This is a genomic window from Puia sp. (assembly GCF_035546395.1).
Taxonomy (GTDB): domain Bacteria; phylum Bacteroidota; class Bacteroidia; order Chitinophagales; family Chitinophagaceae; genus Puia.
This window is the reverse complement of the sequence record NZ_DASZXR010000002.1, coordinates 612,026-624,756: the sequence shown is the minus strand read 5'-3', so window position 1 is coordinate 624,756 and position 12,731 is coordinate 612,026. Positions and strand designations below refer to the sequence as shown.

Here is a 12,731-nt window from a genome sequence, read left to right as displayed (position 1 = left end):
CCGACGATGATATGGATAAGTCAAAGGATGTAACTATTTACGATATTGCCGAGAAGCTGGAATTATCCCCCTCTACGGTGAGCAGGGCGCTGAACGACGATCCTGCGATCAGCAAAAAGACCCGGAAGAAGGTATCCGATGCGGCGGGCCGGATGGGCTACCGATCGAACCAATTCGCGAAGGGTCTGCGTCAGCAGCAGCAGCGATCGCTTGCGATCGGGGTGATCGTCGATGAGCTGAACAGCGGTAACGTGGTATCCGTGTTGTCGGGGATCGAGAAAGTCGCCAATGAAGCGGGGTATGGGATGATCATCATGGATTCCGGGGGGAGCGCAGACAAAGAAATCTCGATTGCACAAAATCTGTTCGGCCGCCGGGTGGACGGCATCATTGCGTTCCCGGCGATGGAAAGGGGCCGGACCGATCATTTCATGCCCTTTATCGAAAAGGGGATCCCCGTCATTTTCCTGGACAGGGATATGCGTCTTGCGGGGAGTACTTCGGTGGTCATCGACAATATCCGAGGCGGTCATCTGGCCACATCGCATCTTATCGAACAGGGGTGTCGCCGGATCGCTCATATTACCGGTCCGGTTGAGCATCGGGTTTATGCGGATCGGTACCAGGGGTACCTGGCCGCGCTGAAAGAAAACGACCTTCCCTCCGACCCTTCTTTGCTAATGATCGCCGAGCCGACGGAAGAAGGCGGGGCTGCGGCGGCGCGGGCGCTGATGCAATCGCGGCCTGTTCCCGACGGAGTATTCGTTTCGAGCGATCTTTCCGCGGCTGTATGTATACGCGTGTTGCTGGATAATGGTCTTCGTGTACCGGAAGACGTTGCAGTGGTCGGATTCAATAACGAGGTCATCGGGAAACTGATCAGGCCGGCGCTGACCACGGTGAACTTTCCCGGGACGGAAATGGGCGAAACGGCGGCCAGAAGCCTTGTAAAACATCTGCAGGGGGCGGCGGATATGGGGCACATCAGCACGATGACCCTGAGAGCCGACCTGGTCATCCGGCAGTCCTCCTTAAAGGCCGGAAGCCGGGTCGCAAAATGACCCTTTTTTATCAGGGCAGGCGAAAACGTCTCATTCTTCGCTAAAACTCCTTTACATACGTCCTGGCTTCGGGCTAAACGGCTATATTGAATATGCAAGAAAGCCGAATGCATGCCCAATACGAAAAAACTTGCCGTCTACAGTCCTGTTCGCAAGACAAAGAGAGTTATCGGGATCGTCGTGGACAGGTTGGACAGTCCATTCATCTCCACTGCGCTGAGGGGCATCCAGAAGGTGGTTGCCGAACGCGGGTACGATATTATCATCACTCATTCCCAGGAAAGCGCCGATAGGGAGGTCGCCAATATGCGACTGCTGTGTGACAGCGGGACACCGGTGATTTATTTTGGCCGGAGCGGGGTGAAGACCGACGATGCGCGGTGCGGGTACCTGGCAACCGAGCACCTGATCCGGCAGGGGTGCAGGCGGATAGCCCTGGTTACGCCGGGGCTGAAAGGAGGGCCTGGCGTACTGCAGTATGCGGGTTACCAGGATGCGCTGAGCCGATGGAGCCCGGGGTGTTCGGGGCGGCTATTGATCATGGGGGGCCCGGGACCGGAGGGCGGAGCGAGCATGGCCGAGCGGGTGGTGCGGATGGATCCGATGCCCGATGGTCTTGTGATTACGGACGACCGGGCGGCCGTCGGTTGTGTGTATGCGTTGGCCGGGGCCGGCGTGCGGGTGCCTGAGGACGTTGCCGTTGTGGGATTCAATAATGACGTCGCCGGCAGGATGATCACTCCTGCGTTGACGACTGTCGACTATCCGGGTTTTGAGATGGGCAAAACGGCTGCCGCTATTTTGTTTGATCAGTTGGCCGGCCTTCGGCCGGCGAGGCGGAAGTCTGTGACCGTTATACCGCCGGCTTTGATCATCCGGCATTCTTCGCTTCGAGGCCGGCCTGACGTCGTGTCCTGGCCATGACTAAAAATTCTTTTTACATGAACTATTTATTCCTTCTAGTCCTCGCCGCCTGCGGCCTTCGGGCTATTGCGCAGGATGATGCCGGGAGAGGCCGCTTGCGGATCAACGATTCAGGATATTTTGAAAAGCCCGGCGTGAATGTGATGGTGTTCAGCAGTCAATACAATGGGATGTTCTTCGATGAGAAGACGGCGGGCATTGAATTGATCCATCATGGGGTGAGGACGGCGACGGGCGGGGCCGTCAGGCTGCAGCCGACGCCGGAGCAGTGGGACCTGATCCCGGTGCTGCAAAGCCGCAAGGTGGACAGGGAGCATGGCACGATCGAGACCGTGCTGAAGTATACCGAGTACGATTTCACGTCGCGGGTGCAGGTTACGGCAAAGGAAAAGGGCGTCGAAGTCAGCGTTTACCTGGACCAGCCGTTGCCGGAGAAACTGGTGGGCGATGCGGGATTCAACCTGGAATTCCTGCCGGCCGCCTATTTTGAGAAGACCTACCTGGCCGACGGGAAGCCGGGCAATTTCCCATTGTACCCTTCGAGCCAGACGAGGATGGAGGCGTTGGACAAGAAGATCCCGCAATTCGCCGGCCATACCACTTTTGACGACAGGGGGCGGCATGAATTCATCGTCCCTTTGCCGCTGGCTACGGGCAGGACGCTGGTGTTGGCGCCGGAGGATGCCGAGCGGAGAGTGCTTATCCGTACTGCCGATGCCGAGCTGCAATTATTTGACGGAAGGAATCTTGGTCAAAACGGATGGTTCATCGTGCGCAGCCTGTTGCCGGCGGGGCGGACGGGAAAGGTGCTCAGCTGGTATCTGGAGCCGTCGGCGGTCCCCGGCTGGAAGCGAAAGCCGGTGATCGCGTTCTCGCAGGCGGGGTATGTTCCGGGGCAGGTCAAGCGGGCGGTGATCGAGTTGGATAAGGCCGATGAGCCGCTGCGGGAAGCGGTGCTGTTCCAGGTTGGCGAAGACGGCCGGGAGGTGGTGAAGCTGCGGGCTCCGGTTCGTCCGTGGGGAAGGTACCTACGATACAACTACGGGATCTTCGATTTCAGCGAGGTAAAAGAACCCGGCGTCTATTTTTTGCAATATGGAACACAACGAACGAACCCCTTCCGGATCAGTTCCGATGTATTTGCGGATACCTGGCATCCGACATTGGATGTATGGTTCCCGGTGCAGATGGATCATATGGAAGTGAATGAAGCTTACCGGGTGTGGCATGGGGCGTCGTTCCTGGACGATGCGTTGCAGGCGCCAGTGAATCATCAGCATTTTGACGGGTATAAGATGGGGCCGTCCACGCAGACGAAATATAAGCCGCTGGAGCGGATCCCGGGGCTGGCGACCGGCGGCTGGTATGATGCCGGCGACTTCGATATTCAGACCGGATCGCATTGCGATGCCGTGCTGGCGTTGACGGAAGCGTGGGAACAATTCAAGCTGAAGCGGGATGAGACGTATGTCGACTATCCGACGAGGTATGTAGATATTCATCGGCCCGATGGGCAGCCGGATATCCTGCAGCAGATCAGGCATGGGGTGTTGAACATGGTTGCGCAGGTGAAGAACATCGGTCACCCGGTGAGGGGGATCGTGGTACCCAATCTGCACCAGTATCATCACCTGGGCGATGGGTCGATGGAAACGGACAACCTGCCTTATAACCCGGGCCTAAAGCCGTATGAGACGGATGGGAGGTCCAGCGGGACGATGGATGACCGGTGGGCGTTTACGGAGAGGACGGTATTCCTCGACTATTATACGGCAGCGGCGTTGGCTGCCGCGAGCCGCGCCCTGAGGGGATTCGACGACACACTTTCGGCGCAGAGCCTGTACTATGCCCGCCAACTTTGGGTCGAAGACGACAGCATCGGCAAGCAGGATACATCGAGATTTTCGATGCTATTCCGGCGGAACCTGAGGACGAGTGCGGCGTTGCAACTGTATATCACGACAAAGGAAGAGGCCTTCGGGCGGGAGTTCAGGGAGGGCATTTGGGCGGCGCTGGATCGTGGCGTTCAGTTTGGTATGCTACCGGCTTTGCAAGCTTGTCCATATATGGACGAGGCGTACAGGGAGAGGCTGAAGAGCTATGTCGCGCGGTATAAGGAGATGAGCGACGGCTATGCCCGGCAGAACCCGTATGGGGTGCCCATGGCAACGGGTGGATGGGGTGGGAACAGCGGGATCGTCAACTGGGCGATCACCTGTTATTATGCGCACCGGTGCTTTCCGGATGTCGTGGGTTCGGAGTATGTCTATCGTGGACTCGATTATCTTTTTGGTTGTCATCCGTACTCGAACATCTCTTTTGTTTCGGCGGTGGGAACCCGATCGAAGAAAGTCACGTATGGTAATAACCGGGCGGATTTCAGCTATATCGCGGGCGGTGTGGTTCCCGGGATCCTTATTTTGAAACCGGATTTTCCCGAGAATAAAGAGGATTGGCCCTTTTTCTGGGGGGAGAATGAAGTGACGGTGGGCATCTGCGCCAACTATATTTTGTTGTCTGCGGCCGTCAATGCGTTGCAGGGGCGGTAGGGATCGATGGTTTTGATGAAGCCGTCGTCATCGTGGGTGAGGCGGGTCGCTTTTATCGAACGCAGGTGCGTTAGGCCCAGGCTTGCGACGAAACTACCGACTAATTTCCGCAATCGATTTAAGTTTTATAAAAATTTGACGCCACATCCTTACGCCAGTCCATTCCCGCTGATCCTGAATCCAAATGCGTGTTCACCGGGCCGGTGGTCGGGCAATTCGATCGTCAGCCCGGCGTCGGTGCGTTTGAACCCGAGTTTTCCATGTCCCAGGAGCTGTACGTCTTCGATGGCCGCTGTTTTGGCGATGCCTTGTGACCCGAGCGCTTTTATCACCAGTTGGCGCTGGTTGGCCGGCCAGCCCATGACGAAGCCATATAATTTTCCGTCTTTTGTGGTAAACCGGACATCTTCGTCTGTCATGTCCTTTCGTTTGTCTTCGTTGAAGGCGGCGCCTTCCTTTTTCTTTTCGGGGGAGTCTGTCGAGGGGCCGCCGCCGAATATCTTCCATGGGCGGGTCGCGTAGATGCCTTCGCTGTTCACGGCCATCCATTGGGTGATGCCGTCGAGGACGGCCAGTTCATCGTTGTCGAGCATACCACTGGCCGGGAGGGGGAAGTTCAACATCAGGTTGCCGTTGCGGCTGACGATGTCGACGAGCAGGTCGATCACGGTTTTGGGGGATTTGTAGTGCCCTACCCTTTCCTTGTTGTAATGCCAATCGCCGATGCAGGTATCTGTCTGCCAGGGCAAGGGCCAGATGGATTCCACTACGCCGCGTTCTACGTCGAAGACGCAGATACCGGTCCCTTCGGCGGAATCTTCGGCGCGCTTGCTTGTGTATATCGCCTGCGTGAGACCGCCGTTCTTCGCCGCGCTCTGGTTATAAAGATGGGCGAGGATGGAGAGGCCATGCTCTTCGAAGGGCATTTGTCCGTCGCAATAGAGCAGGTCGGGTTCATATTTATCTACGAGATCTTTGATCCTGTCGAACCAGTGCTGCTTCCAGGCTTCGGGTATCCCGTTCTCATTCCAGTCGAGATTCCTGAACACTTCCTCGCATTTTCCGTAGTAGTCGAAATTCTTCGGGTCGGCGCCGTCATAGGGAACTTTTGCAAAGGGTCCGTTCTTATCGCTGCCCTTGCTGGTGGAAAACCATTTATAACTGATCCAGAGATGATCGCTGATGCCGAATTTCAACCCGTGCTTTTGGGCAGCCTGTTTCCACATGCCGACGATGTCCTTGCGGGGGCCCATGTTCACGGCGTTGAATTTATTGTACTTCGAATCCCACAGGTCGAAATTGTCGTGGTGGACGCCCATGCTCATGAAATATTTCGCGCCGGCTTTTTTATACAAACCCATGAGGTAGTCCGGATCGAACTTCTCGGCCTTCCAGGCGGGGATGGTATCCTTAAAGCCGAATTTTGAAGGGTGGCCGTATGTCTTTACGTGATACTCGTATTGGCGCCCGCCCTGCATATACATATTCCGGGCGTACCAGTCGCCGTATTCGACGGCCGACTGTGGGCCCCAGTGGGCCCAGATGCCGAATTTCGCGTCGCGGAACCAGCCGGGTATCTTATACTTTCTGAGAGAGGCTCTTGACGGTTCGAAGGGGCCGGGGGCCATTGCTGGGACTATTGCCGGCCTTGTTGCGGCGGCGGCCATTGCGGCAGGAGCGAGTTGTAATGCGGGGAGCCCGAGTGCAAGGCCTTTCAGGAGATTTCTGCGGGAGAGAGACATGGCAAACAATTTCTACAAATTTATCACCCACCAATCTCAGCGCCTTGTCTCAAAAAGACTTTGTTTTATACAAATCCGACTTTTTCGTATCTTAACGAAATGCACAAGAGGTTATTGGGTCATGTTTTCTCCCTGCTGCATGCGGACAAGGTCCTGCTTGACGAGAAATGGAATTATGCCGATGTGGTCAGTCCTTATTTCAGGATCTATTATATCGATGACGGGGAAGGCGATATTCTGAGTGCGAGGGAGAGATGCCGGCTGGAAAAGGGTTATCTCTATATCATTCCCAGCTTCACCCTGTGTCATCTCCGGTGCGACCGGTATCTCAGCCAGTATTTCCTCCATTTCTTTGAAGAGTCGCCGGACGGGATCTCTCTTTTCGAGCGGGACCGGAAGGTGATGAAGGTCCTGGCCGGGAAAACGGACGTTGGCAACTTCAAGCGACTGCTGGAGATCAATCCCGGGAGGGGGATCAACCGGAGCGACAATCCGAAGATCTACGAAAGGAATGTGTACTATAAGCACTACCAGGAACTCAACAGACTGGTCAGCGATGCCACGGTGATCGAGACGCAGGGTATCATCTATCAACTCATCTCCCGCTTTATCGGGTCGGAGCGGTTCCCTGCCGGCGATGCCGACCCTATGTCATCGAAGATACTGGCCTCGATCAGCTATATCCAGCAGAACCTTAAAAGTCCCCTGGCTGTCGGCAACCTTGCCAAGAGAGCCAACCTTCATCCGGATTATTTTTCGAGAACGTTCCTGCGGTACACGGGGGAGAGACCGCTGGCTTATATACATTCCAAAAGGATCGAGCGGGCGCAATACCTGATTGCGACTACCCGGTTATCGTATGCACAGATCGCTGAAACGACGGGATTCGAGACACTCCCCTATTTCTCCAAGATATTCAAGAAGGTTACGAGCCTGACACCGGGTGAATACCGGAGAAGAAATGAATTGTAAGTATATGGGCCGGCGCTAATTGGCAGAATCTACCCTTCAAATGTCGCATTTGCACCCTTAAGAAATCGATTTTATGAGCCAACTTTGAATCATCAACACAAAAAACTTTTGAGATGAAAACGACAAAAATTATCTATTGGATCACGACTTCATTAGTATTTCTGATGGAGGGCGTATTACCCGCATTGACCTCACAAACCGAAATGGCTAAAGAGGGCATACGACACTTACACTACCCGGCGTATTTTGGAAATGCGTTGGTTGTATTCAAAGTGCTGGGGTCTCTTGCATTAATTATTCCTTTCGTTCCCAAAAGAATCAAAGAATGGGCTTATGGTGGTTTTGCCTTTGATTTCATTTTTGCAAGCATCAGCCTTTTTGCGGTGGATGGAGTGAATTTTCAATCCTTTTTCCCGCTGATATTCCTGGCCATTCTTGCCGCGTCCTACTCTTGCTATCATAAATTAAACGCCGTAAATGCATTGGCAGCGGCATAAAGAACCAATTAAAGTCAAATCATATGTCAAACAACAGCGTCACACTACACCGGGTCTTAAAGGCATCGCCCGAAAAGATCTTCCGCGCATTTTCCGAACCCAATGCCATTGCATCCTGGATACCGCCTTACGGGTTTTTATGTATGGTTCATCAACTGGACTTTAAAGAAGGGGGCGGGCACAGAATGTCCTTTACCAATTTCTCTACGGGCAGCAGCCATTCTTTTGGGGGAAAATATGTAGAGATAAAAGCCAACGAGCTTTTGAAATACACGGATCAATTCGATGATCCGAACTTGCCCGGTGGGATGACCACCACCGTTCGGTTACGGCAAGTGGTCTGCGGCACCGAACTGCAAATAACGCAGGAAGGGATCCCAGCCGCCATTCCTGTGGAAATGTGTTATTTGGGATGGCAGGAATCGTTGGAAAAGTTGAAAATGCTGGTTGAGCCGGTGATCCCGGATGCGTGAGATCTGTCCGGATCTATTTATCCTGAAAAAGCAGGGGTGCGAGCTGGTAGAGGCTGCGCCGCCAGGTAAGGAACTCGTGCGCGGTGTTTTCGGACACGAAAGAGACGGCGTTGTAACCGGCCTGTTTCAGGGCGTCTGTGGCCTGCCGGACGCGGTCGGGATTTTCGCGGCTGCCGCAGCTGATGAAGATCAGTTTTGGTTTTGTTTTGTCTTTCAGTTCATCGGGCGTATAGAGGCCGCCGCTGAGCAAGGCGTATTGTGAGAAGACTTCCGGCTTATTCAGCGTTATCGTATGGGTTTCCATGCCGCCCATGGAAAGTCCGGCCATGGCCCGTTTGTCGCGGTTGGCCAGGGTGCGGAAATGAGAATCTATGTAGGGAATTAGTTCGTCCGTGAGGACTGTTTGAAAGGTATCGATCTTGAATTCCCTTAAGTGGCCAAACCTCAGTTGGTTTGTCATGCCATAGGTCATTACGATGATGAAGGGTTTGATCTTGCCGTCGGCGATGAGATTATCCATGATGAGGTTGGCGTGACCCTGGTTGCTCCAGGCCGTTTCGTCTTCGCCCCAACCGTGTTGCAGGTAGAGGACGGGGTAACGTTTGTTTGTCTCTTTGCTGTAGCCGGGCGGCGTGTATACGAATGCCCGCCGGGATGTGCCTGTGCTTTTGGACGGGAAGAGCACTTCAACGATGTTGCCATGTTCGACGTCTTTCAGTGCATAAAAATCCTGGTCGTGGGCCGGGATCTCGATGCCGCTTTCCCAGCGGGTCGAACCGTAGAAGTTGAGCGTGCCCGGGTCGTTGAAAACGCCGCCATCGATGGTGACGTGGTAGTAGTGAAAACCTTCGTCCATGGGGCCGGCGGTGGTGCCGGTGAAGGAGCCGTCATCGCTTTTTGTCAGCAGTGTGCCGCCCTTGCCCCCCAGGCCGAGGCTGACCCTAACGCTGTCGGCCGTTGGCGCCACTATCTTAAACCGGGCATAGCCCTGGGAATTCACCTGCGGGTATTGTTGCCCGGGCTGGTTCAAAACGGATGGCTTGAAATCGTCTTTGATGTCCTGGGCCATGGCAAGATGGCCGGCGAGTGCAGCCAAAGAGAACAGGAGGAGTTGCTTCGGTTTCATGGTTATTTCGATGTGTTTATGGTTAGTTTTATTTGGGTGAACGAATGCGGCGGGAAGGCATATTGTCCTTTGTTGCCGTTGAACTTAACGGGTTCCTGTACGGGGCCATACTGCGAGCGTTTGTCATAGCTGAAGGGGGCTTTGAGATCGTCGCTGTTTATTATGCTCGCTTCGGCCTTGCCTGAAAATTCGCCGGCAGTGGTAATGATATCGGCGGGGATCGCTTTGGACTGGTGGCGGTTGATGACATTGATGTACAACGTGCCGGATGATCTTGTGTATACGGCGGTGACGTCAAGGTATGGGATGGCTCTGTATTTATCCGTTCCAAACGTGTCGCAGGCGACAAAGGCGTCGACGGATGAACCGAGACAGTTGTTGGAGAATAGTTTAAACGTGTGGAAGACGGGGGACTTGAATGTGCCGTTGCGGGGGTCGCTCGATAAGAGGGAGGTCAGCATCGTGAAATTCGCCATCTTTACTACGTCTGCGTGGCGTATGAAGGAATTGAGGCATTGGGCGATCGGCAGGACGGACATGAAACTCCGGGCGAAGGCGCCCCACTCGTCGACGGAAAGACAGATCGAATTTTTAAAACCCATTTTTGTTCTTGCTTCGCGGATCTGGGCGGCTACGAGGCTTATCTTTTCATCGAAATCCATGGCGCCGTTGCCCATGTAGTTGTAGTAGTTGTCGGGGGAGCCGCCTTCCCAATACCGATGGATCGAGAGGTAATCGATCTTGTCACCGATGCCTTCCAGCACTTTCCGGTTCCAGTCGAACCATTTATTGGTTGGCTCATAATAAGAGGATCCCGAGGCGACGAATTTAATGGTTGGATCGACCGATCGCATGGCTTTTGCGGCTTCTCTTGCGGTCTCCACATAATCTTCGGCGTTCTTATGGCCGAGTTCCCAGGGAAGGCCGTCCACTTCGTTGCCCAGATCCCAGAGTTTTACGTTGTAGGGATCGCGGTGACCGTTCTTTGCCCGCAGGTCGGAGTAGTAAGAGCCTTTGTTATAGTTACAATATTCGACCCAGTACGCCGCGTCGAGGATGGAGCCGAGGCCCAGATTGACGCAGACGATGTTTTCACTGCCGATGGCTTTGTTGAGGGCCATCCATTCATCGGTGCCGACATGGTTGGTCTCGGGGCCGCCCCAGGCGAGATTGATGCGGGTGGGCCGTTGGTCTTTCGGGCCGATGCCGTCTTTCCAGTCGTAGCCCATCAGGAAGTTGCCGCCGGGCCAGCGCATGTTGGTAATTTTCAATTCGCGCATGGCTTCTATATAATCTTTTCTGAAGCCGTTCCCGTCTGCGAGTGGGGATTTTGGGTCGTACAAATTACCATATAGGGTGTTGAACTCGACCGAGTCGGGCAGGCCCATGCGGCGGCCGTTGAAATGGATCGGCTCCATGAAGACCCCATAAATCCTGGGATCGATCTCCGATATGACGCGGTCCACGTCGATCTTTATGGTGGCGGTTTGTGCGAGTCCGACGGTGGAAATTGTCGTGATGAAGAAGCAGGCAAGAATCGTTCTTTTCATATGGATCATTCTTTAAATCGATTGCAGTTATCTCCGTTAAAATGGCTATCCTTTACCACTAAAATAGCTATTATTTTCATATATGCAATCGATTGCGTTAGTTAATCTTTTCAGTGCAGGTCCCGGTCGACTTTGTCGCCTGATCCGCCGCGGAGGCGATCGAGGTCGGCGCCGAGGTGGGCTTGTTGGACGTGGTCGATATAGAACCGGACGTAGCCGCGGGTCGTTCTCGGAGCGGGGGGAGTCCATTGTGCTTTGCGCCGTGCCAGTTCTTCCTCGCCGATATCGAGGTGCAGGCGTCTTGCGGCTACGTCCAGTTGGATCATATCCCCGTCTTTTACCAGCGCCAGTGCGCCGCCCACGGCAGATTCGGGCGAGACATGTAAGATCACCGTCCCGCCTGCGGTGCCGCTCATGCGGCCGTCGGAGATGCGGATCATATCGCGGACGCCTTTTTGCAACAGCTTCATGGGCAGGTCGACGTTGCCTACTTCGGGCATTCCGGGGTAGCCCACCGGGCCTACGCCTTTCAATACGATGACGCAATTTTCGTCGATGTCGAGCCCGGGATCGTCTATCCGGGCATGGTAATCCTCGATGCTTTCGAATACGACGGCACGGCCGCGGTGTTTTAGGAGATGGGGGGAAGCGGCCGAGGGCTTGATGACCGCGCCATTTTCGGCCAGGTTACCCTTCAGCACGGCGACCCCGGCATCCTTTTGAAAGGGGCGTATGGCGGGAGCGATCACATCGGCGTTGTAACAGGGTGCTGCAGCATTGTTTTCGCCGATGGTCTTTCCATTGACGGTAGGGGCATCATTATGCAGCAGGGGGTGCATTTCGCGGATGACGACAGGCAAGCCACCGGCATAGTAAAAGTCTTCCATCAGGTATTTACCGGAGGGTTTGAGGTTTGCCAGGAGCGGCACTTTGCTACCGAACCTATCGAGGTCATCGAGCGTCAGCTCCACTCCTATCCTGCCGGCGATGGCCAGCAGATGGATGATAAAATTGGTGCTTCCGCCGATGGCGGAATTGATGACGATGGCATTTTCAAAGGCGGCGCGCGTGAGGATATGCGACAGCTTCATGTCTTCCCGGACCATTTCGACGATGCGGCGACCGCTCATTTGCGCCATTGTCTTCTTCCGGGCGTCGACCGCGGGGATTGCGGCGGCTCCCGGCAGGGTCAGGCCGAGGGATTCGACCATGCAGGCCATGGTGCTTGCCGTGCCCATGGTCATACAATGTCCCTGGCTGCGGGCCACACCGGTCTCAACGTCGTGAATATCCTGTGGGGAATAGTTTTCCACTCCCTGCTTTTCCTTTATGAGCCAGTTGAAGCTGCCGCTTCCGATGCATTCACCGCGGAACCGACCGTTCAACATCGGTCCGCCGGGCACGACGATGGTGGGCAGGTCCACGCTGCAAGCGCCCATCAGCGTGGAAGGGGTGGTCTTGTCGCAACCGGTAAGGAGTACGACCCCGTCCAGCGGGTTGGCGCGGATGCTTTCCTCGACGTCCATGCTGGCCAGGTTGCGGAACAGCATTGTGGTGGGCCGCATGACCGTCTCCCCGAGGGAGGTGACGGGGAACTCGACGGGGAAGCCGCCGGCCTCGAGGACGCCCCTTTTGACCACCTCGGCGAAGTCGCGGAGGTGGCCGTTGCAGGGCGTCAGTTCGCTCCAGGTATTGCAGATGCCGATCACGGGTCTGCCGGTAAAGTAATCATCGGGATATCCCTGGGTCCGGAACCAGCTGCGGTGTACAAAACCCATCTTATCCGACTTGCCAAACCAGTCGTGGCTTCTCAACTTTCTCTGGGTACTCATAACAT

10 protein-coding genes are annotated in these 12,731 nt (G+C 55.0%); 6 read left to right on the top strand and 4 right to left on the bottom strand.

Annotation, left to right across the window (positions count from 1 at the left end):
* Positions 1-11 precede the first annotated feature (11 nt).
* From VHE34_RS03675 to VHE34_RS03665, 3 genes are all read left to right on the top strand, one after another.
* A complete protein-coding gene (locus VHE34_RS03675; RefSeq protein WP_325584701.1) occupies positions 12-1,061 on the top strand; it encodes a LacI family DNA-binding transcriptional regulator in 1,050 nt (349 codons plus the stop codon).
* Positions 1,062-1,172: 111 nt separating this feature from the next.
* Positions 1,173-1,985, top strand: coding sequence for a substrate-binding domain-containing protein (locus VHE34_RS03670; RefSeq protein WP_325584699.1), 813 nt, complete (start codon positions 1,173-1,175; stop codon positions 1,983-1,985).
* Positions 1,986-2,002: 17 nt separating this feature from the next.
* Positions 2,003-4,534, top strand: a complete 2,532-nt coding sequence (locus VHE34_RS03665; RefSeq protein ID WP_325584697.1) for a glycoside hydrolase family 9 protein — start codon at positions 2,003-2,005, stop codon at positions 4,532-4,534.
* 149 nt (positions 4,535-4,683) lie between these two features.
* Here the strand turns inward: VHE34_RS03665 and VHE34_RS03660 are convergent, their stop codons facing one another.
* On the bottom strand, positions 4,684-6,276 hold the full coding sequence (locus tag VHE34_RS03660; protein WP_325584695.1) for an alpha-L-fucosidase: 1,593 nt from the start codon (positions 6,274-6,276) through the stop codon (positions 4,684-4,686).
* A gap of 99 nt (positions 6,277-6,375) precedes the next feature.
* Here VHE34_RS03660 and VHE34_RS03655 point away from each other — a divergent pair, with 99 nt between their 5' ends.
* The 3 genes from VHE34_RS03655 to VHE34_RS03645 all read left to right on the top strand — a co-directional run bounded on the left by VHE34_RS03655 (position 6,376) and on the right by VHE34_RS03645 (position 8,218).
* Complete coding sequence (locus VHE34_RS03655) at positions 6,376-7,248, top strand: helix-turn-helix domain-containing protein (RefSeq protein WP_325584693.1); 873 nt, start codon at positions 6,376-6,378, stop codon at positions 7,246-7,248.
* 113 nt (positions 7,249-7,361) lie between these two features.
* Positions 7,362-7,745: a DoxX family protein gene (locus VHE34_RS03650; RefSeq protein ID WP_325584691.1), complete on the top strand. Its 384-nt coding sequence runs from the start codon at positions 7,362-7,364 to the stop codon at positions 7,743-7,745.
* Positions 7,746-7,768: 23 nt separating this feature from the next.
* Positions 7,769-8,218 carry an SRPBCC family protein gene (locus VHE34_RS03645; protein ID WP_325584689.1) on the top strand — a complete coding sequence of 150 codons (450 nt, stop codon included), beginning with the start codon at positions 7,769-7,771 and terminating at the stop codon, positions 8,216-8,218.
* 13 nt (positions 8,219-8,231) lie between these two features.
* Here the strand turns inward: VHE34_RS03645 and VHE34_RS03640 are convergent, their stop codons facing one another.
* The 3 genes from VHE34_RS03640 to VHE34_RS03630 all read right to left on the bottom strand — a co-directional run bounded on the left by VHE34_RS03640 (position 8,232) and on the right by VHE34_RS03630 (position 12,726).
* Positions 8,232-9,344 carry an alpha/beta hydrolase gene (locus tag VHE34_RS03640; protein WP_325584687.1) on the bottom strand — a complete coding sequence of 371 codons (1,113 nt, stop codon included), beginning with the start codon at positions 9,342-9,344 and terminating at the stop codon, positions 8,232-8,234.
* Between the two features lie 2 nt (positions 9,345-9,346).
* Positions 9,347-10,894, bottom strand: coding sequence for an alpha-L-arabinofuranosidase C-terminal domain-containing protein (locus VHE34_RS03635; protein WP_325584685.1), 1,548 nt, complete (start codon positions 10,892-10,894; stop codon positions 9,347-9,349).
* Positions 10,895-11,004: 110 nt separating this feature from the next.
* Positions 11,005-12,726, bottom strand: a complete 1,722-nt coding sequence (locus tag VHE34_RS03630) for an IlvD/Edd family dehydratase (protein ID WP_325584683.1) — start codon at positions 12,724-12,726, stop codon at positions 11,005-11,007.
* Positions 12,727-12,731 lie beyond the last annotated feature (5 nt).